Raw genomic sequence first — 21,291 nt, forward strand, 5'->3', positions numbered from 1 at the left:
CCTAAGCGTCTCTATTTAATCTTCCGGTATATTTTCTCCGATCGATCCAGGGGCTCGTAATGATCCGTATAATCCGTAAAGTGAATTGATTCCTTAGAGCCCAGGACCAGTACGCCAAATCGACTTAAGCTTTCGTAAAACAAGCCATGAACATGATTGCGTAGCTCATCATTAAAATAGATCATGACATTGCGGCAGAAAATGACATTGAACTCATTAAAGGAACGATCCGTTGCCAGGTTGTGCTCAGCAAAGATAATATTTTTACGCAAAAAAGGGTGGAATATTACTGAATTGTACTTAGCACTATAGTATTCCGAAAAAGACTGGCTTCCTCCAGCCTCCATATAATTTTTTGTGTACGTCTTCATACGGTCAATCCCGTAAATCCCTTCTTTGGCCTGTATCAGTGAACGGGAATTCATATCCGTAGCGTAGATGCGGGCCTTGTCGTACAGCCCTTCCTCATACAGCATAATCGCCATTGAATAGACTTCTTCACCGGTCGAACACCCTGCATGCCAGATGCGAATGTAAGGATACGTGCGCAGGATTGGAATAATCTTTTCGCGGAACGTTCTGAACAAGTCCGGATCACGATACATTTCGGTCACGGGAATGGAGAGGCTCTGTACCAGGCGCTCAAAGCAAGATCGATCGTGAAGCACCTTTTCCTGGAGGCCCGAGATTGAATTCACATTCTCAGATTGGATACTGTAATAAATACGCCGTTTCAAAGAAGGCAGGGCATAATTTCTGAAATCATACCCATACAGCCGATGAATTCCGCTTAACAGCAATTCAATCTCTATCAGTTCACGTTCGTCATGATTCGTTGCCAGCTTGGCTCCAGCACTTAGTTCATTCGAGGTCATACTATCTCTCCAGTTCATCAGTCTACGTTAACCTTTATTTACCCCAATTTTCGGTCTACGAATACAACCAGACACGCATCAGGGATAAAAGCTGATCCGTTTGGATTGGCTTTTTGACATAGTCTGACGCACCTGCTTCAATGCACTTCGCCCGATCATCCTTCATAGCCTTGGCCGTTAAGGCAATAATCGGTAGCTTCTCGAATTGAGGCATCTGGCGAATGCGAGTCATCGCCTCATAGCCATCCATCTCCGGCATCATCATATCCATCAATACCAGATCGTAATTGCTATTATTCTCAAGAAGCTGAAGGGCCTCTTTGCCGTTCTCTGCGAAGGTGACATTCATGCGGTAGCCTTCCAGCACGCTCGACAGCGCGAAGACATTGCGGATATCATCATCCACTAGCAGGATGTTTTTGCCCTCGAACAGTTCTTCCTTGTTGTACAGCTTTTGTAGAATTCTCCGCTTATCCTCCGGAAGGTTGGCTTCCACACGGTGAAGGAACAATGTTGTCTCATCGAGCAGTCGCTCCGGAGATTTGACATCCTTGATAATGATGGACTCCGCATATTTTCGCAGCTGCATCTCTTCCTTGTTATCAAGCTCCTTGCCCGTATAAATGATAATCGGCAGATCATTCAGCTTCTCGTCATCCCGGATCCGATCAAGCAGATCGAAGCCCGTCATATCGCTGAGCATCAGATCCAGCACCATGCAGTCGTAATGCTGTCTGTTCAGCTCCTCCAGAGCCTCCTTGCCCGTGGATACAGCTGTGATGGCAACATCGTCGTGACCGATCAGTTCCATAATGGATTGCCGCTGCACATCATCGTCCTCCACAATCATGAGCTTCTTCACCGTGCTCTGTGTGTAAGAGGAGATTTGGGCGAACGCACGATCCAGACTTTCCTTGGAGGAAGGCTTCTTCAGATACGCAATAGCTCCCATCATAAGTCCCTGCTTCACATCATCGACGACCGAGATGACATGCACAGGAATATGTCTCGTGGCAGAGGATGCCTTTAGCTCGCCCAGGATGGCCCAGCCGTCCATGACAGGCAGCTGAATATCCAGAATGATGGCATTGGGCAGGTAGGTTCTCGCCATATCAAGCCCAGCATCCCCCTGTAGAGCAACCAGAGCCTTGTAACCACGACTTCTAGCCATCTCCATGAGGATCTTCGCGAATTTCTCATCATCCTCGATAATCAGCAGCACCTGATCTGTCGCTTGAATGTTCTCACGATCATCATTCAGTGGCTCCGACACCGCCGTCTTACTCCTATTCGTTGATGCAGCAGGCGGTGTTGGAGAGACAGCTAAGCTTGAGCGCGTATCTGCTCTGTGCTCCGCGATCGGGGCCACCTCCTGTCTAGCCTTGTACTGCTGATCCTGACTATGCTCCATTTGGGTATAGCCAGAGGTCTGTGCAGGGTCCGCAGGCAGGAAGAGGGTGAAGCAGCTTCCTTTCCCTTGCTCGGAGGTCAGCTCAATGCCACCACCCAGCAAGCGGGCCAGCTCACGACTGATAGACAGACCAAGCCCGGTTCCCCCGTATTTACGACTTGTCGTACCATCTACCTGCTGAAAGGCCTCGAAGATCAGGTCCGTCTTATCCGGTGCAATACCGATGCCCGTATCTTCTACAGATAAAGCAAGATAAGCCTGATTCTCATTCAAATAAGAAGGCAATTGCTCCGCTGCTGCAGGTGAAATGGAGAAGGTGATCGAGCCTGTGCTTGTGAACTTAAAGGCGTTAGAGAGCAGATTTCGTAAGATCTGCTTCACGCGATAGCTATCACTCATAATGGCTGTAGGCAGTTCACGATCGGCTTCGGTAATCAGCTGAAGCTCCTTCTTGGCCGCCATAGGACCAAAATTCTGCTCGACGAATTTTTGAAGCCCCTTCAGGCTGACCGTCTCATAGTTAATGTCCATTTTCCCTGCATCGACCTTGGACAGATCCAGAATTTCATCGATCATCTTGAGCAAGTCCGAGCCAGACATATAAATGGTCTGCGCATATTCCTTTTGTTTGCTACTCAGATTGCCATCCTTATTCTCGGCTAACAGTTGAGATAGGATCAGCAAGCTGTTGAGCGGTGTTCGCAGCTCATGCGACATATTCGCCAGGAACTCCGACTTGTATTTGCTCGTAACCGCAAGCTGCATGGCCTGCTGCTCCAGCTGAGCACGAGCCTTCTCGATCTCAAGATTCTTCTCCTCCACCTCGCGCACCTGCTCCTCCAGCGCTCTGGTCTTGGACATCAGCTCGGTATTGAAATGTTCAAGCTCCTCTTGCTGTCTCTGCAGCATCTCCTCGGAACGCTTCAGCTCTTCTGTCTGCTGCTCCAGATTCTCATTAGAGCGACGAAGCTCCTCCTGCTGAGTCTGTAGCTCCTCGGACTGGCATTGTAGCTCCTCAGTGAGAGCCTGTGATTCGCGCAGCAGCTGCTCGACACGCATTCTACGGCGAATATTGTTCAGGATAATCCCAAGATTCGACACCAAACGATCCATCAAGTCCCTCTCAAGGGCTGAGAACGATCCCAAGGAAGCCATCTCAACGACTCCAAGCAGCTCCTCCCCGAACATAATTGGATAGATCATAATCCCTGTCGGCTCTGTCGAACCAAGCGCTGATCCGATCGTCAGATAGCCTTCGGGGGCATTCTCCAGCAGAATTGGCTTCTGATCTAATGCGCTCTGACCGAGCAGTCCCTCACCGATGAGAAACGTCTCCTTGGTATGGTGATCTTCGTCATTACGGGCATAGCTACCGCTAAGGAAGAGCTTGTCTGGCCCTTTCTCTTCATCGAGAAGATAGATGGAGCCATAGCTCGCCCCAAGAATCGGAGTGAACTCGCTGATGAACGTCTGTGCAATCTGTTCGGGAGAATTGATGCCACGCAGTAGCTCCGTCACTCTGGCCGTATTGGCACTCAGCCATGTCTGATCCTTCTGCGATTGAATGATCGACTGCTCTAACTGGCGCTTCTCCTCCAGGTCCTCAGCCATCTCCTGGAAGACCAGAGCCACCTGCCCGATCTCATCGGTCGTGGTGACCTTCATCCGGCCAATCGCTTTGAATCGGCTTTTGCCGAAGCCAGAGATCATCATGGATAATGTATTCAGACCACGGGTAATGCTTGGAAGCACCCACAGAATAATGCCGAGTGACAGCAGCAGACCTGCAGCCATAATCAGGGTAGTTGTCTGTATGGCCTCCGAGAACATCTGCCTGGATACGGCCATTTCCTCATCGACAGCACTATCCTGATAACGTGACAGGTTATTAATACTGTCCAGAACATCGCTTTGTGCCGGTAGCCCTGTACTGTTACGCAGGGCATTCGCTTCGTCCATCCGATTCTGGGAGAGCAGATTCATCAAGCGATCCTCGTAGCTGTTGAACTCCTGCCACGATCTCACTACCTCCCGCATCAATCGGTCTTCCTCAGGATTCGAATTTCCTTCCTGCATACGGGTAAGCAAATCACCGCCAATAGTGGCTACCTGCGCAAGCTCTCTTATGCTGTCCTCCACGGATATCCCGGGATTCAGGAGCTGGTTAGCCATGATCTTGGCTTTCTCGTTGACCTGGGAGCGAAGTGCAGCCGTCTGTCTCACCTTGATGTATCGCTCCTCATATACCTTGTTCAACTGCTCGCTCATGCTCCCCAGCCTGTCATAGCTGATGACCGTAAGCGCTATAATGATGCACATTAGCAGGCTGAAGCCAATGAGCAGCTTATTTCTAATTTTCATGCCAAGCTCGCTCCTTCTTTCAATGATATCCATACCAGGCATTTATCATCATCGTGTGTGCTCGACGATTCCTGCTGAATGAAGGCCTTACGCATCGCGTCCTCATCCCATTCCACTCGGTCCCGTAGCTGATCAATCAGGAACTCAAGCTGCTCTTCATGCTCACCCTGAACGATCTCTAGCAGACCATCTGTATAGAGAGCAATACGCTCCCCATCCTCATATTGGATCGTCTGTGTCTCTACCTCGATCTGGTCGAACAAGCCAACCGGACTTGCTCCACTACTCAGCTGAAGCACGGTGCCATCGTTGCGGAACATCAGGCCAGGCGGATGCCCTGCATTCACATAATCGATCTTCTTGGAACGCGTATCAATGACCATGTAGATGGCCGTGAAATAGTACTGAACGAGCTGTCTACCCAGATCAAGCTGGCCAAAGCGTCGATTCAGCTCCTGAATCACCCTCTCCGGCTCCACATACGTGGTTACTGTATCCTTGAGAACTGCTGCGATGAACATGCAAAATAAAGAGGAAGAAATGCCGTGTCCCATCATGTCCAACAGGATGACACAATATCTTCCTTCTCCGAGCGAATACCAGGAATAGAGGTCTCCCGCCAGCTCAAATGAAGGCTGATAGATGGCGTGGGCTTGCAGAACGGGATCCTTGATTGCCGGACTTAACACTGCCTGCTGTACCAGAGAGGCCAGCTTCAGCTCATCCTGAATTCGTTGATCACGCTCCTTGTGCCAGTCCTTCTCCAGCTTCAGACGTAGAGCCAGCCGAATACGAGCCATCAGCTCTACCTTGTTGATCGGCTTGGTGACATAATCTGTTGCTCCCGCGTCCAGCGCTTCGGCCAGCTTCTTAGAGTCGCCAACAGCAGTAACCATAATAATAGGAATATCCTTCAAATGCTCATATTGCTGCACGATGCCACAAGCCTCAATGCCATCCATCTCCGGCATCATCATATCCAGCAGAATCAGGTCAATGTCCGAAGCAACTGGCCTAATATCCAAGGTACGATCACCTATTCCCAGTCGCTCCAGCATTTCCTTGGCTGAACTGGCGGAGACGATGTTTCTGTAATTTTCCTTCTTCAATATTTCACGGATAATGATTACGTTCGTTGGATTATCATCGACGATTAGAATTTTCATGGATGTCTCCTTTATATCTGGTTGGAGTTCTATATATAACTATAACTTCTGATCCTGTAGGTTTAAATATGAAAAACATAGATAAGGAATGGGATTGCTGGAATCCCATTCCTTATCTATGTTTTTCAGTTATCGACCGTACCCAGGCACCGTGAAGAATGCGGTCGCAACATATTATGGCTTGGCCTTGGCGATGACGAGCACCTTGCCAAGATCCAGTTCTTTTTCGTAAAATTCAGCCTCGGATTGCTGGAAGCCCATCGAGACGATTTTGGCACGCAGCTCATCACCACGAGAACGGAACAGATTCGCCAGAGAGTCAAAAACGCCTTCTTCCTTGATGCCAATCTCATTCGCATCTACGGTGTCTGCAATGCGATCCGTACGATCCTGACTATGAGCCAGCACGTATACATCCTCATAACGGTAGCCAGCGTTGCGCAGCTCCTTGACTGTCTCTACCGCTTGAACTCCATTCTCCACCACTTTTGCATAAGCTTGAGCATTCGTTGAATTCATTTTTCTCACTCTCCCTGTTACAAAATTCAGTATCTCGTATATTTCATCCCACTTCAGGGATGGATGTAAGATACTTGCTTGGATGACCCTGGAGGTGCATCCTCACGTTGTAACATTAACCCGTCCGTCTCATTCTGAAACGTCAAGGTGATGAGGTTTCGTCAAACAATTCAACAGCCTTTAATTCCCCGCTGTCTTGATCCGTGTATACCTTGATGGCATGATGCCCCCGAATGTATACCTCTCCATCCTCTGCAGTGAACTGAGCACCTCCCAGCTCATGATCCAGCGTGCTACGGTCCAGCGGTAGCCAGCGGTCATTCACCTTCACCCGTACAGAGCTATTGTCCACATGTACGTAATTGACATAGCCATCCCGAACGCCGACGACCACATCCTCATAGTGATATTCAGTAGAGCGCAGAATAGGGTCCTCATACGTACGGATCGGCTGGCCTTTCTTCTGTAGAACATCCTCTGTCCGATCATCAAGGGAAATATCATTTAACGTCTCAAAGCGTTCCTCATAGACTGCACCAGTTACACTTGTACCACGAACGTCCACAGCGTGTGTTATTTTTCCGGCTGCATACGGCGGAGCCGTAGCCTGAACCGTTTCCTGAGCGGAAAAGGGAGAAAGCAAACCTAGCCAAAGAAGTAGTTGTATCATCGTATCTCACCCTTTCAATGGAATGATGGTTCTGAGCACCGTCACACCGCCGCTACCCTGCTAACGCCGCATTTTTTGCCACACACCAGCAGCAATATCTACGTACGTTAACCATTCAGGGCCTGCTTTTCGGGGTTCTCCTCCGATGACGCGATCCTGAGGTAATGGTTGGCTCTCAGGAACAGGAGGCTGTGGCGACACTATAGCTGTAGAGGCTACATCTTTTTGCTTGGGCTTTTGAAATCGATTCATCAATGTAGCAGACGCCTGCTTGGCTGCAGAGGTCAGCTCACTAAGTACCTCGCCCAGATTTTCTACGGATGTAATAATAGGGTCGATCTTCTTCATCTTTTGCTCTACATCCGCTGTAATGCCATTCGCATGACGAATCGTCTGCTTGACCTCGTAGCTTAGCTCATCTACCGTCTTCTGTACCTCTTCCAGCGTAACGGATACCCGGTCCAGGGAGCCCTGCGCGGCTTTCAAGGTCTTGACCAAATACAGCACCAGCACTACAAAAGCCAAAGCAATAATAAAAACACTAATTTCCATTAACATGACGTAACCTCTCTTTCCAATCTGGGCGTGCTCTCCATTATGTATATTCTAGTTACCCTCTGGGTGTTAGCCCGAAACAAAGGTTCGACACCAATGAGGAAGATGAGAAAGACGCCTCTGGACGTACTTTCACAGAAGACAGACCGCACTTAGCGGAAGTTCTTCCTAGGATGTTCGAATGGTTCAGCTCCGCTGAAAACTTATAGATTCTTTATCCAAAAAAACTTCGGAAGCCCGTTACGGGCCCCGAAGTAATTCGAAGGACCAAGGCTGCTGCAATTAGAGCACCCGATCTACTACACTTCCACCATAGAGGAACCGATCCTGCCATGATTGGCTAAAATCTGTTACCTTCACCCCACCTGCTGCTACAGAGAAGGTGTGAAGCAAGCGTGAATCTCCCAAGTACACAGCTACATGGGTAATGGTCTGCAAGAACGGATCAGGCTGAATAAGGCCATCTCCTGCTGGAACCGCATAATCCCGAAAGAAGACCAGGTCCCCTCGCTTCAGCTCCGATATATCCAGTACTGGCTGGCTATTCTGTCTAACCCAGTTCCCCTGCGATCTGGAATCTCCCGGAAGTAGTAGACCCATGCTTTCCAGAAAAATACGCTGCGTAAATGCAGAGCAATCGAAGGTGGCCGTCGAATTACGGTCCGAACCATACTCATACGGTGTCCCCAGATACGTCATTCCCGTACTAATCATCTGCTCAATTGCCGTATCTACATCACGACCTCTGTAGATTCCTTCCTCCCGCATCACCACGGGCTGGTAGGCTGGTACGGTAGCAGCGGAAAATGCTGGCACAGCCACATTCTGCCCTGAGCCGGAGTTCACATTTACTGAGCTAGCATTGGTAGCCACGGGTACGATTCCTGCTTTGATGAATTTGTCCGATGCTCCTACATAACCGGTGACTCCCGCATCAGTAGCGATCTTGAACCAATATTTATTACTGGTGTCCAACAGCTTCACCTGCTGTCCGGGGCTAAGCAATCCGAGAATGGCTCCTGTGTTGGCAGGCTCACTTCTCAGGTTGACCGCAGATTGAATGGTGGCTACAGCTTGTCCTGCTGTAGATGTTGCCGAGGATGCGCCATTAGTGCTTGTTGCCGCACTTGGTACCGCCACTGCACGGGATGCTGTGGAAGATGCGCCGGACACGCTGACTCCAGCCTTCCCGACAGGCAGTATGTACTTTTCCGAGATGCTCGTGTAGCCTATGGTTCCATCAGCCGTCTTGACCTTATACCACTGATTCACTGTCTTTTCCAATACGGTCACCTTATCACCCTGACTCAGAAAGCTCAGTGTGTCCCCTTCCATGGAAGGAGAGATTCGTACCCGTACCGGTGCCTGTATGATTCCCTGCTCCCCTGCCGGGATCGTGACAGCAGCCGCTGAGACATGACTGCTTGAAGTCACATCCATAACTGACCATAATGCCGCAGCAACTGCAAGTGTTCCCCAAACGCGTTTGTTCATGCTGTTCCTAACCTCCCGATTACTTCACGAATCTTGACAAGACATGCTGCAGGATGCCGAACATCCGTGTACTTAGCTAATCACCGTCTCACCATGCTTCTCCGTACATAATTCATGCAAATATCGTGAAATACTCCCCATCTGACCTCATTATAGTCAAGCACAAGGAATATAAGCATGATGCAAAAGTCACAAAAAAAGACACATACATTGAGGATGTGATCCCAATTACCCATGTTCTTCTGCAATCTGATAACTTGTCTTTTTATGTATCCCGCTGTTATGTATATCGGTAATTACGGGTTAATCTGTTGCAGGAAGGTATTTCCATTCCCCATATACCTACCTTGTTATTAATCTGTTGCAGGAAAAGTGAAACGACAGGATGTGAACTACTGAACTACTGGAGTACTCAAATAACCGGAAAGCCTGCCACATCTGAACAGTGGGATCATCAATGGATGCAAAAGAAGAGTCTCCGCGATCATCCGCGGAGACTCTTCTTAGCTTACTATATGCACCCAGACAGCCTGTCTGCACTCCATTCAGTAGGAAAACATGCTGCCCTTACCTAGTGTGCCTTGGCCCAGTATGATTTCAGGTTGGTAACCTGGCCAAGATGCTAGTGCTGGAGCTGGGTAGAGCTTATATGCTCACTCGCTCTAGGCTCCACATGCACATGTACATGCATCGTATTATGGAATTTCTTCAAGCGCTCTTCAATTTGGTCACTAATCTCATGCCCTTCAATGAGCGTAAGTGTCGGATCAACCTCAATCACCACATCGACCATGACATGACTGCCATGCACACGTGCCTTTACGTCTCGAATGCTCTCTACGCCTGGTGTTTTGGAGATCGTACCGCGCAGTACCGACAAATGCTTCTCATCAAAGCCGTCCGTTAGCGAGTGTGTGGAATCACGGAAAATTCCCCATGCCGTGTAACAGATCATAAGCCCGACTGCAATGGCAGCAACCGTGTCCATCCAGGGGAAGCCGAATTGGGATGCAAAAATGCCTATGGCCGCTCCTATGCTGACAAGCGCATCTGACAGATTATCCTTCGCTGCTGCCATGAGTGCCTGGCTTTTGATCTCACGAGCAAGCTTCCGGTTGTAGAGATATACCCCTCCCATAGCCAGTGCACTCACTACAGCGACGACTGCAGCCAGCATGCTCGGCTGTGCCTTGCTTCCTTCAAATATAGAGCGAATCGCCTCCACCAATACCTGAATACCGACTAGAGCCATAATGAAGGAGGCGATCATGGCCGCTATGGTCTCTGCCCGGAAATGTCCGTAGGTATGATCGGAATCTGGTGGTTTTTGGGATATGCGCAGACCAATTAACACAGCTACAGACGCTACAATATCCGTCATATTGTTGAACCCGTCGGCAAGGAGCGCACTGGACATGAACACGTATCCGCAGAACACTTTCAGAGACGAGAGCACAATGTAGGAGATAATACTTACCCAAGCGCCCCGCTCCCCTTTACGAATTTCACCATACACATCAGTCACTTGCAGTACACTCCTTCTAAACAAAAAGTTGGTAGCTACGACTTAGACAAATACTTATGATTAAGCTATTCAGAACAGCTTGAACATGCGATATAGGTGGGGCCCGACACGGCAAGCATCGTCATGGTAGTCTTTATTCATTGTTGCCCTTGTCCCCCCTTTTAAAAACGTATAAAATGAAATACAGCTTAGACATTACAGGAGGAACAGGGATGAGCGATAATCAGAAGGAAGTCCGTAAAATTGACCTGGCTGAGGCCGTTCGACAGAAGCTGGCCGAGAAGAAGCTGGCCGCTTCCCAAAAACAAAATGGCGGGTTCCAGGGCAATCAGACCAAGGCATTGAAGAGCCAGAACAACAAAAAGCCTAACAATCAGCGCAGACGTACCGGCGGATCATAAAGTATAACTTTTGCATACATTTGCATACAGCTGTTAGCATGAAGAAGAAGCTCCCAACCGAATTAAAGGTAGGAGCTTCTTCTTCATGCTTCCGTTGACTGTAGGAAAATCTCCTGAGCTACTGCCAGGAAGGCTCTCGCAGCAGGCGAAGCACTGGATTGTGATGGGCATGCCAGAGCAACATTACGCCATCTGGTAATATCCAGATACCCCACTTGGATATGCTGCTGTGTCTTCAGAAATAGCTCCGGCCCAATCGTAATGCCAAGCCCCTCCTGAACCATATTGGCGATGGTGTTACAATCATACACTTCGAAGCGAATCTTCGGTTGCACCTTCATCTCCTCAAGCATGGCCAGAATATGAGCTTGATACATGCCTGTCGGCATAATAAAGGGCTCGTCCTGTAGCTCCTTCATGGAAATCTGGGTTCTTCCATTGAATCTGTGCTCGGCTGAGAAGCCCAGAACCATCTTGTCCTGAATCAGCGGCACACAGTCGAACAATACTGGTGAATCCTCCTCTACCACAAATCCGATGTCAATCACGCCTGTATTCAGCCACTCTGTAATTTCTTCATAAGAGCCTTCATAAAATCGAAATTCAATATGCGGATGCTTCTTCTGAAACCTGGATAACAGCTTGGGCAGCAGGCAGGAAGATGCGCTTGCAAATGTTCCAATGCGGACTGTCCCCGTCTCCAGATTGGCTGCCAGAGCCGCTTCCTGCTGGATCATTTCCATTCGGCACAAGATTTCTCGCATGTGGCCAAGCACCTTCTGCCCCACTTCCGTCAGCATAACCCCCTTCCTGCGGTCGCGAATCAGCAGTGTCGTCCCTAGTTCTTTCTCCAGACTTGCAATAGCATGACTTACAGCGGATTGCGTCATATTCAGTCGCTCTGCTGCTTTGGTGAAATTTCGAGTCTCAGCAATGTGCACAAAAACCTCGAAACGCGCTATAGACATGAGTATTTACTCATCTCCTTCATTAAAAACATGAATTTCCCTCATGATAACATGTCAGCTAAAATGAACACAATCGTTGTAGCAGGCTACATAGCAGCAATTTCTACAAAAGGAGTGAAGTCATTGAATCGTCTAGCTGTATATCTATTAGCGATAGGAGCCTTTATCACAGGCACAGCAGAATTTGTCGTATCGGGGATCCTTGAGCTGATTGCAAGCGACTTACAAATCTCTATTGCGGCCGCGGGACAACTCATTACAATTTACTCTATCTCTTATGCCGTTGGCGCCCTTGTGCTTGTCATGGTAACAGCACGCTATGAGCGCAAAAAGGTACTTGTCTACTCCCTTATAGCATTTATTGCAGGGAGCATCCTTGCATTCCTCAGCATGAACTTTGCAGTACTGATGCTGTCCCGTATTGTCATGGCAGCAAGTGGCGGATTATATACGGTTGTAGCTACAAGCTATGCAGCGCGTCTCGCTCCCAAACAACAACAAGGTAGAGCGATCGCCACTGTCATTACTGGCTTCTCCATCTCACTGGTGCTTGGAGTACCATTCGGAACACTGATGTCCGTCTATATGGATTGGCGCTACATCTATCTATTCCTTGCCATCGCTGCACTTGTCAACGCAGCTCTTCTTCAGCAGTACATTTCAAGGCTTGAAGGGTCAATAGCGCTCACATGGCAGGAGCAATGGCTTCTCTTGAGAGATTCACGCATGCTTACCGGGCTACTTACAACGGTGTTCTGGATATTAGGATACACTATGGTATTCGCATATATCGCTCCCCTCTTAAGTAGTCTGATGGACTTTTCACTGGAAATGATAAGCTCCTCCCTGCTCGTCCTCGGAATAGCGGCTCTGATCGGCTCACGCTTGGGAGGCTATGCAGTTGACCGCTGGGGACCCGCACGTACAATCATCATTAGTCTGACATTACATGCTGCGGCGCTGTTCTTGCTTAAATCTACATTCGCGGCTGTCTCCACACCCATAATTTTCGTGATTCTTTTGCTATGGGGAGCAGCTACATGGACTACGACACCAGCGAATCAATACTATCTCATTACGCTCCAGCCCCGGTCCTCCGAGATCATACTTAGCCTGAACACTGCATTAATGAATATGGGTATGGCACTAGGTGCTGCAAGTGGCGGGATCGTGATTGAATATGCAGGTATTGAGCAGATTAGTGGATTTGCAGGAAGTATTATATTACTGGCTATCCTTACTTCTGCATGCTCATTTAAGCTGAACGCACACGCAGAAAAGGGCAACAGCCATTCCATCAACTAAGCACAGGAGGAGATTGATCGGTAATATATTGCACAACTACGGTAAGATAGATCAAAAAAAGACCTCAAGTCTACTCGTAGGAGTAACTTGAGGTCTTAAGCTTACTATTCAGATCACTAATTAGTTAGCCTCTACTGGATACATCCGTTCACGCAGCTGCTTGACTTCATCGCTCTCCAGGTACTCATCGTACGTCATAACACGGTCGATGACCCCGTTCGGTGTAATCTCCACAATGCGGTTCGCAATTGTCTGAATGAACTGATGGTCATGCGAAGTGAATAACAGTGTACCATCAGCATGAAGAAGCTCCCACCAGGAAACCAAGGTAGAAGCTTCATACTTTTGCTCAATGAGTCCATTTGAAATTGAAATTTTAGGCTTATCTGTTGCTATTGTGCCCGTATACCTTTCTGTATACGATGATCCCAGTGATCATGAGCACCAATAGAATAGCTGCCCACATGAATGGCTCTACAGCAGATTCTTGTGAAGCTGAGGCTTCTATCCCCCCAGCACCACCTCCCGTTCCATCTTGATCGTCAGATATAATCTCCTGATGCCGCTCATAGGCTTGTTCTCCAAATTGCTGAAGGCTCATTAGATTTTTTTCAGAACTTTGAGCCAATTTCTCCACAGGATCAGCCTGAATCGAAACGACCTGCTCCATGCCATCCTTCACACCAGACATTGCATAAATTCCTAGCCTTGGATCATCTATGAGCTTGACAGGTTGGGTAGTATCAAAATTTTCTCTCCCCGCCCTCCAGGTCTTTTCAAATGAAAAGTCGCTCGATATGTAATCCACAATCCATTTCTCTTCCTCCAAAACACCATGTACCACACCAACAGACTGGCCCTTCAGATAAATCGGAAAATTATACCCCGCCATTTCCAAAATATCTTCACTATATACCTCTTCAGCAACCGCTGATTGTTTAAGGAAGGACACAGCAACCTTATAATAAGGATATCCTTCGCCAAGTTTCACTTGGTCTGCCTGATCATCCGCATCCATGCCAAAATTTTTCTTATCTTTCTCCAAAGAAGGAATGTAAGATTCAAAATCCTGTTTGATCTGATCACGTATATCAATCGAAGCGAATTTTGCATCTACTGGTATACTCCATACTATCGTTGATATCAATAGAATATTTATAGCCCAGAAGACGAGCCTTTTACCTGCCTTCAATACAATCCCCCCTTAGTTAACATAAATATAATCTACCGAATGTGTCCATTTGAAGTTAGAGTTTCTAACGAACCTATCATAATTCTGAATTTTGTGTGTTTTCTCATCTTTTAACGAATCAATAAAATAAACATCTTGTTCATCAGTGTCAGTATTCTCATAATAACCTCTAATAGTAAAAAAGTGCCCGCCCCCGCCTGTCCATCCTATTCTGGCGATTATGGGTTGTCCTCTATTAATCCTGTTCTCTATTCTTGAAAATGACAAGTAGTCCAGCACTGCTCTTGAATGTATTCCCCAATGATCCAACCCATCAACAATTTCATATATACTTCCGGTATCGTTTACAACCTCTCCCTTTACATACCTGACAAATTGTCTCTGAGTAGGAGCGTTACCTAGAAAATCAATAACCATGACAGAGTTGGCTGCCCAACACCATTGGGTATCTTGTTGTTTTTGAGTAGGAATATCTAGTGTTTCATACCCTACGTAAGCAGACACGCTAGTGGCAAAACCTAATAAGCATATAGCTGCTAGAAGCAAAATAGGAGTCAAATTACTTTTCCTCAGCATACAATCCCTCCTTAGGTTTAAGTAATAAAAAAATACAAAATATTACTAATTATGTATATGATTATCATCACACCTAACATTTTCATCGGAAAATGTCACTAATCTCTACAGCACAAATAGAACCTCAACCCGCTCCTATCGAGCAAATTGAGGTTCTTTAGATTTATAGCTTGAAGCCCTTGTGTATGGGTGTTGCAAACCGAGAGCCTGCGATTAGTTAGCCTCTACTGGATACATCCGTTCACGGAGCTGCTTGACTTCATCGCTCTCCAGGTACTCATCGTACGTCATAACACGGTCGATGACCCCGTTCGGTGTAATCTCCACAATGCGGTTCGCAATTGTCTGAATGAACTGATGGTCATGCGAAGTGAATAACAGTGTACCATCAAAGTCAATCAAGCCGTTATTGAGCGCAGTAATGGATTCCAGATCCAAGTGGTTCGTAGGCTCTTCCATGATGAGCACGTTAGCGCCGTTAAGCATCATTTTTGCCAGCATACAACGCACCTTCTCGCCACCAGACAATACACTCGCCTTCTTCAGCGCTTCCTCGCCGGAGAACAGCATACGTCCCAGGAAGCCACGCAGGAAGGTCTCATCTTGATCCTTGGAATATTGACGCAGCCACTCCACGAGGTTCAGTTGGACTTCGTCAAAGTATTGGGAGTTGTCCTTCGGGAAATAAGCCTGACTGGTCGTCACACCCCAGGTGTACTCACCAGCGTCTGCTTCCTTCTCACCCATCAGAACTTCGAAGAGCGTCGTCTTCGGCAAGCCATTAGGTCCGACGAAAGCAATCTTATCACCTTTATTCACGACAATGCTGAAATCATTCAGTACCTGCTCGCCTTCGATCGTCTTGCTCAGACGGTCTACGGTCAGCAATTGCTTGCCAGCCTCACGCTCAGGCTTGAAGTTAATGAACGGATACTTACGGTTCGATGGACGAATATCGTCCAGCGTGATCTTGTCGAGCTGCTTCTTCCGGGAAGTCGCTTGCTTCGACTTGGAGGCATTCGCCGAGAAGCGTTGGATAAAGGCTTGCAGCTCCTTGATCTTCTCTTCCTTCTTCTTGTTGGCGTCGCGAGCCAATGTCAGCGCGAGTTGACTGGATTCGTACCAGAAGTCATAGTTACCCACGTACATCTGGATTTTACCAAAATCAATATCCGCAATATGCGTACATACTTTATTCAGGAAGTGACGGTCGTGAGATACCACAATAACGGTACCTTCATAGTCCATCAGGAAATTCTCCAGCCATTGAATAGATTCGAGATCCAAATGGTTCGTAGGCTCGTCAAGCAGCAGATTATTCGGACGACCGAAGAGCGCTTGTGCGAGCAGGACACGTACCTTCTCGTTACCGCTAAGCTCAGACATTTGCTTATCATGCAGATCGCGAGGAATCCCCAGACCAATCAGCAAGGCAGCGGCATCTGGCTCCGCATCCCAGCCATTCAGCTCGGCGAATTCGCCTTCCAGCTCCCCTGCACGCAGGCCATCCTCTTCCGAGAATTCAGCCTTCGCATAGAGTGCATCCTTTTCCTTCATAATGTCATATAGACGTGTATGTCCCATAATAACTGTCTCCAGCACCGGGAACTCATCATATTCATAATGGTTCTGCTTCAGCACGGCCAGGCGCTCGCCAGGTGTCATATGCACCTCGCCGGAATTCGCCTCGATCTCGCCAGAGAGAATCTTCAGAAACGTAGATTTACCAGCACCGTTGGCCCCAATCAGACCGTAACAGTTGCCAGGCGTAAATTTGATATTAACATCCTCGAAAAGTGGGCGCTTGCCATAACGGAGCGTTACGCCGCTTGTACTGATCATATGTGCATTACCGTCCTTTATACGTTTTGGCATGAAAGCCTCATACTAGCTATGTATTATAACACATCGAGGGCTTGAATTCAGCAAATTGCAACGTCTGCAACAAAAAAGACCCCTTCACGGAGTCTACAGCCTTCAATAGATCATTTCAGCCTCATGCGAATTGTCGATATTTGTACAGCTTCACTGCATAGTAGGCTGACCTTGCTACACATGATAACCCAACAATTCCTGCAGCCCAATGCTGAAACTGCATACTTTGAGAGTCAATAGGATAGGTAATTCTAGCGTAAAAAATGGTTCCTATAACTAGGAAAAACAGTGCCAGATTCATAATTAATCGAAATTTTGCCTTGGCAGGTGTGATCTCACCGAAGAAGGTATTCATAGGGTCGTTTCCCCTTTCAATGTGCCATCGTGGCCAGTCTAAGAAGTACACATCATAGGAAACATGCATCATAGGAAATATAGCTATGCTCTCTTCCAAAAATCTCGCTATACCCTATCTTATACATGAATTATGAAATATAAGGAACCTTCTCGCTCCTATTCCTACCAGTACCTGGATTATATCCAAGGTGAGTGTAGCATCGCTGCAAGCGGGGAATCTTGCCGAACTCTGTTAAGCCCCCGCTTTTCGCTAACCACGAGTTCTCCCAATCATACACAATGGAAATCATATTCGGTCAAGGTACTAGACTCCGGCTTTGGAGGTACGCGGTACAAGCTTGCCCTGCACCACCAATCTACCATAGTCGGGGTCCAGTATATAATCGCACGTAGAGAGCGTGATGATACGATCCTCAGGGGTAACCTCCACACCCGTGTTATAGATCGAACGGGCCTGCATTTCGGAGAGAAAAGCACCATATTCCTCATCTGTCGCAAAATCGGTCCGTATATAATTCACATCAGATGTGGTGGTATAGACGGCGAAAATCTCAATATCGTATCCAGCGTAGAGATCATCATAATAGAGCTTCCCATGCTCCTTGAAATACGACTCTTCCAAATAATGCTTCAGACTGCCGAACATACTTCCGTCCTTCATTCGGTGTCCGTAGATGATCGTATTTCGATCCTGTCCACCTACACGATTGCGGTAATCCATGAAGATGCTTCCCGCCCGTGTCGTCTCCTGCTTGTAATTGCGGTTCAGATAATAGGCATTGTCCTGTGCCTGCACGATCGGATAGTCAATAGGTGTCCCATCTATAGTCACCCAGCCGACAACATCCTCATTCACCGCTAGTAGCGGGTCGAATTGTGGGCGTACCTTGCCTGCTTCAGCAGAGCCAGCAGCCGTCCATCCGCTGCCTTCCCTCTCTTCAGAAGCCGCTGTCGTCATGCTGGGTTCCTGTTCCCCATGATACAGCGCCGCAGCCTCCTTCATCAGCTCACGGTTCATATAATCGTCCATCGCAATCTGAAGCAGTCGGCCACCCGAGAACAAAAAGACACCTATCCACACAACCAGCATGCAGCGATTCAGCAGCCTTTTCCGGCTTGAACCTATTCCATGCTTCGGCGCGTTATCCATGCTCGATCATTCCTTGCGCAATACCTGTCGGGATGATATGCATACCAATGTCATCCTCATGCCGAATGCTGACCTCCACCCCATATACCTCCTGCATGAGCTGCTCTGTAATGATCTCCTGTGGTACGCCAGTCCTATGGATGCGACCATCCTTCATGACGATAATGCGATCACTATAACGAATGGCTTGATTGATATCATGCAGCACCATCACGATGGTAATCGCGAACTCCTCATTAAGCCGCTTCACGAGCTCAAGAATCTCCAGCTGATAGTAGATATCCAGGTAGGTAGTAGGCTCATCCAGAAAGAGAATCGGGGTATCCTGCGCCAGTGCCATGGCAATCCATACTCGTTGTCGCTCTCCCCCAGAGAGACCGTCAATGCGCTGCTGGCGCTTCTCCAGCAGATTCGTACCCGTTAAGGCCCGTTCTACCGCCCGCTCATCTTCCTCCCGATCCGCAGATAGCCATTTACGATGCGGCATGCGCCCATATTGGACGAGCTTCTCAACCGTCAGATCAGAGGGCGCCTGATTATGTTGGTGGACTACTGCCAGCTTGCGGGCAAATTCCTTGGGCGTATAAGTGCTGATCGTCTTGCCATCCAGCACGACCTCCCCGCTACTTGGAGCATGATGCCGCGACATCACGCCGAGCAGGGTGGACTTGCCACACCCGTTGGGACCGATAATCGTCGTAATCCGACCCGTCTCTACCTCAGCCTCAATGCTATGCAGGCGATTGATTTTACGGTCATAGGAGAAGGTAACATTTTTAATTTCCATAGATGCGGTCACTCTTTCTCAACAGGAATATGAAAAATGGTCCGCCAATAACTGCCATCAGCGTGGATGCCGGAATCTCCAATGGTGCTACCAACGTCCGGCCAAGTGTATCTGCTGTCAGAATCAGCAGCGCCCCGGAGAGAGCTGAGAAAGGAATCAGCAGCTTGTGGTCCGAGCCGACTAGCAGCCGGGCAATATGCGGAATCAACAGACCGACAAAGGAAATGACGCCAGCAATCGCAGTAGCCGTACCCGCCAGCAATACGGCAACAGCGGATATGAGAAGTCTTGCTCTGGTGACACGCAGCCCCAGATTGCTGGCTGTCTTGTCCTGCAGGGAGAGCATATTGCACCAGGTTACCAGCAGGAGGGACAAAACAAGGCCAATGCCGCCATAGGTCACCATCGTCTGTACATCCATCCATGTCAGCATCGTAATGTTGGAGGTTGTCGACGGATTGATATTCGAGCCCATAATGTAGCTGCAGGCGATAATGAACGCTTCGTTCAGTCCAGTGAACATAGCATTGACTGCGATCCCGACGAGCACGATGCGAATGGGACTTAATCCTGACTTCCAGGATAAGGTATAGACCAGGAAGCAAGCAAGCGCCCCGCCTACGAAGGCCATCAGAGGCGAGTAATAATACAATTGTGGCAGTAGAAAAATGACAATCGTGGGGATAAAGTTAGCCCCCGCAGAGATCCCGATCACGCCTGCATCAGCTAGTGGATTACGCATGACCGCCTGCAGGAGCACCCCTGCTACGGCAAGCGCCGCTCCAGCGAACATCGCTACGATAATCCGTGGTAAGCGCAGATCCTTGATGACCTCGACAGTCTCATTATTCCCTGTCCACATTCCTTGAAGGAACTCCCCGAAGCTCACCTTCAGGCTGCCGGTCACTGCAGACAAAATCACCATATATCCCAGGAGAGCAATGACAATGACAAAGCTCCATACTTTTTTATTCATGAGAGAATACTTCCTTATGTTTACTTAGAATGGGTCAAGCAATGTAACTTCGACTCTACAAATCTTGGACTCTACAAGTCTTGGACTATACAAACCCAGGACTATACAGACCTTAGCTACAAAATCCTAGACTGCAATAGATGTCCATGAATACAGCGACAATTACGGATAGAGCATCTTCTGCAGCTCATCCAATGCCTGATCAGCGGCCAGATTGGCTGTAGTTCCGAATAGACTTTCCTCCAGATCATATACCCTACCATTCTGAACAGCACTGAAATGCTTCCAGATATCATTGGTTGCGAACTCCTGGTTGAACATCTTGACGACCTCATCAGGCATACCATGCGCGGCACGCAAAATGACATCAGGATTCGCCTGCTGCAAATACTCTGTGTTGGAGGCCAAATATTCCACCTTCTCGTTCTGAACGATATTCTCTCCCCCCGCCAGCTTGACCAGATCTCCGATAAATGAATTCTCCGTAGCTACCAGATAGCTTCCTGGCACGCCTAGCAGAATGAGAACCTTCGGCTTTTCTTTTCCAGCAACCGCCTGCTCAATCTGAGCACGCTTCTCCTCATAACGGGATATCAACGCTGTAGCTTGCTCCTCGCGATCATACGTCTGTCCAAGTCTCGTAATAGTCTCTTCCATATTCCCCAGACTTTGCAGATTCAGAAAATCAGCCTTAATACCGAATTTCTCAAAGGTAGGCTGAAGATCGTATTGCAAGGTCGATACGGACAGAACCTCCGTTGGACGAAGAGATTTCACTACCTCCATATCAGGACTCATAGGGTTGCCAATCGGAGTTAGCCCATCATACCTTGCTGGCAAAGTCTTGGTGCTCGTTGGCACGCCGACCAGATCGATCTCCAGTGCGTCCATAATCTCTGTGACAGCAACGGTCGTGGATACGATTCTATGCTCCTGTGCAGATGACGATGAAGCAGTCTCCTCTGCCTGCTGGTCTACTTGCCCCGCTGTTGGAGTGCCCCCACAGCCAACCAGAACGAGTAGCAGGAGCAAGACGGACAGGCCATATATTTTACTAAATCGTTGCTTGCTCAACATGAATGCTCTCCTTATGCAATAGCATTGATATATTTACTGCAGTCATCATCC

General features: G+C 48.2%; 18 protein-coding genes and 1 pseudogene. 2 read left to right on the top strand and 17 right to left on the bottom strand.

Going from position 1 to position 21,291, the window contains the following annotated elements:
• Positions 1-11 precede the first annotated feature (11 nt).
• The 8 genes from MKX74_RS23405 to MKX74_RS23440 form a co-directional block, all read right to left on the bottom strand.
• On the bottom strand, positions 12-875 hold the full coding sequence (locus MKX74_RS23405) for a CheR family methyltransferase (RefSeq protein WP_018887316.1): 864 nt from the start codon (positions 873-875) through the stop codon (positions 12-14).
• Between the two features lie 55 nt (positions 876-930).
• Positions 931-4,647 (bottom strand): response regulator, encoded by a 3,717-nt coding sequence (locus MKX74_RS23410; RefSeq protein ID WP_341179979.1) that lies wholly within the window; start codon positions 4,645-4,647, stop codon positions 931-933.
• A complete protein-coding gene (locus tag MKX74_RS23415; protein ID WP_018887314.1) occupies positions 4,644-5,813 on the bottom strand; it encodes a SpoIIE family protein phosphatase in 1,170 nt (389 codons plus the stop codon). The genes MKX74_RS23410 and MKX74_RS23415 overlap by 4 nt, the downstream gene beginning before the upstream one ends.
• 174 nt (positions 5,814-5,987) lie before the next feature.
• On the bottom strand, positions 5,988-6,332 hold the full coding sequence (locus tag MKX74_RS23420; protein WP_018887313.1) for a general stress protein: 345 nt from the start codon (positions 6,330-6,332) through the stop codon (positions 5,988-5,990).
• 142 nt (positions 6,333-6,474) lie between these two features.
• A complete protein-coding gene (locus tag MKX74_RS23425; protein ID WP_018887312.1) occupies positions 6,475-7,002 on the bottom strand; it encodes a hypothetical protein in 528 nt (175 codons plus the stop codon).
• Positions 7,003-7,062: 60 nt separating this feature from the next.
• Complete coding sequence (locus MKX74_RS23430; RefSeq protein ID WP_018887311.1) at positions 7,063-7,560, bottom strand: DUF948 domain-containing protein; 498 nt, start codon at positions 7,558-7,560, stop codon at positions 7,063-7,065.
• Between the two features lie 279 nt (positions 7,561-7,839).
• Entirely contained in the window at positions 7,840-9,051 is a 1,212-nt protein-coding gene (locus MKX74_RS23435) for a C40 family peptidase (RefSeq protein WP_341179980.1), read from the bottom strand.
• A gap of 622 nt (positions 9,052-9,673) precedes the next feature.
• Entirely contained in the window at positions 9,674-10,576 is a 903-nt protein-coding gene (locus MKX74_RS23440; RefSeq protein ID WP_018887309.1) for a cation diffusion facilitator family transporter, read from the bottom strand.
• A gap of 212 nt (positions 10,577-10,788) precedes the next feature.
• On the opposite strand from MKX74_RS23440, the gene MKX74_RS23445 reads away from it, so the two are divergent.
• Positions 10,789-10,977: a hypothetical protein gene (locus MKX74_RS23445; RefSeq protein ID WP_018887308.1), complete on the top strand. Its 189-nt coding sequence runs from the start codon at positions 10,789-10,791 to the stop codon at positions 10,975-10,977.
• An 83-nt stretch (positions 10,978-11,060) separates the two neighbouring features.
• Here MKX74_RS23445 and MKX74_RS23450 read toward each other — a convergent pair whose 3' ends face one another.
• Complete coding sequence (locus tag MKX74_RS23450; RefSeq protein WP_018887307.1) at positions 11,061-11,945, bottom strand: LysR family transcriptional regulator; 885 nt, start codon at positions 11,943-11,945, stop codon at positions 11,061-11,063.
• 123 nt (positions 11,946-12,068) lie between these two features.
• On the opposite strand from MKX74_RS23450, the gene MKX74_RS23455 reads away from it, so the two are divergent.
• The gene (locus MKX74_RS23455) at positions 12,069-13,250 is read left to right on the top strand and encodes an MFS transporter (protein ID WP_018887306.1); all 1,182 of its coding nucleotides are present in this window, start codon (positions 12,069-12,071) and stop codon (positions 13,248-13,250) included.
• A gap of 120 nt (positions 13,251-13,370) precedes the next feature.
• On the opposite strand, the pseudogene MKX74_RS23460 reads toward MKX74_RS23455, so the two are convergent.
• The 8 genes and pseudogenes from MKX74_RS23460 to isdE form a co-directional block, all read right to left on the bottom strand.
• A pseudogene (locus tag MKX74_RS23460) lies at positions 13,371-13,559 on the bottom strand (ABC transporter ATP-binding protein); the annotation flags it as partial.
• Between the two features lie 73 nt (positions 13,560-13,632).
• Positions 13,633-14,442: a hypothetical protein gene (locus MKX74_RS23465; RefSeq protein WP_341179981.1), complete on the bottom strand. Its 810-nt coding sequence runs from the start codon at positions 14,440-14,442 to the stop codon at positions 13,633-13,635.
• A 12-nt stretch (positions 14,443-14,454) separates the two neighbouring features.
• Positions 14,455-15,018: a papain-like cysteine protease family protein gene (locus MKX74_RS23470; protein ID WP_028590375.1), complete on the bottom strand. Its 564-nt coding sequence runs from the start codon at positions 15,016-15,018 to the stop codon at positions 14,455-14,457.
• Positions 15,019-15,231: 213 nt separating this feature from the next.
• A complete protein-coding gene (locus tag MKX74_RS23475; RefSeq protein WP_025677916.1) occupies positions 15,232-16,860 on the bottom strand; it encodes an ABC-F family ATP-binding cassette domain-containing protein in 1,629 nt (542 codons plus the stop codon).
• 694 nt (positions 16,861-17,554) lie between these two features.
• Positions 17,555-18,376: a class B sortase gene (gene srtB / locus MKX74_RS23480; protein WP_026281336.1), complete on the bottom strand. Its 822-nt coding sequence runs from the start codon at positions 18,374-18,376 to the stop codon at positions 17,555-17,557.
• Positions 18,377-18,392: 16 nt separating this feature from the next.
• Entirely contained in the window at positions 18,393-19,187 is a 795-nt protein-coding gene (locus MKX74_RS23485; RefSeq protein WP_018887302.1) for an ABC transporter ATP-binding protein, read from the bottom strand.
• Positions 19,177-20,163 carry a FecCD family ABC transporter permease gene (locus MKX74_RS23490; protein ID WP_018887301.1) on the bottom strand — a complete coding sequence of 329 codons (987 nt, stop codon included), beginning with the start codon at positions 20,161-20,163 and terminating at the stop codon, positions 19,177-19,179. Before MKX74_RS23490 ends, MKX74_RS23485 begins: the two co-directional genes overlap by 11 nt.
• 162 nt (positions 20,164-20,325) lie before the next feature.
• The gene (isdE, locus tag MKX74_RS23495; RefSeq protein WP_018887300.1) at positions 20,326-21,240 is read right to left on the bottom strand and encodes a heme ABC transporter substrate-binding protein IsdE; all 915 of its coding nucleotides are present in this window, start codon (positions 21,238-21,240) and stop codon (positions 20,326-20,328) included.
• Between the last annotated feature and the right edge of the window lie 51 nt (positions 21,241-21,291).

Source organism: Paenibacillus sp. FSL K6-1230, from assembly GCF_038002385.1.
Lineage (GTDB): Bacteria > Bacillota > Bacilli > Paenibacillales > Paenibacillaceae > Paenibacillus > Paenibacillus massiliensis.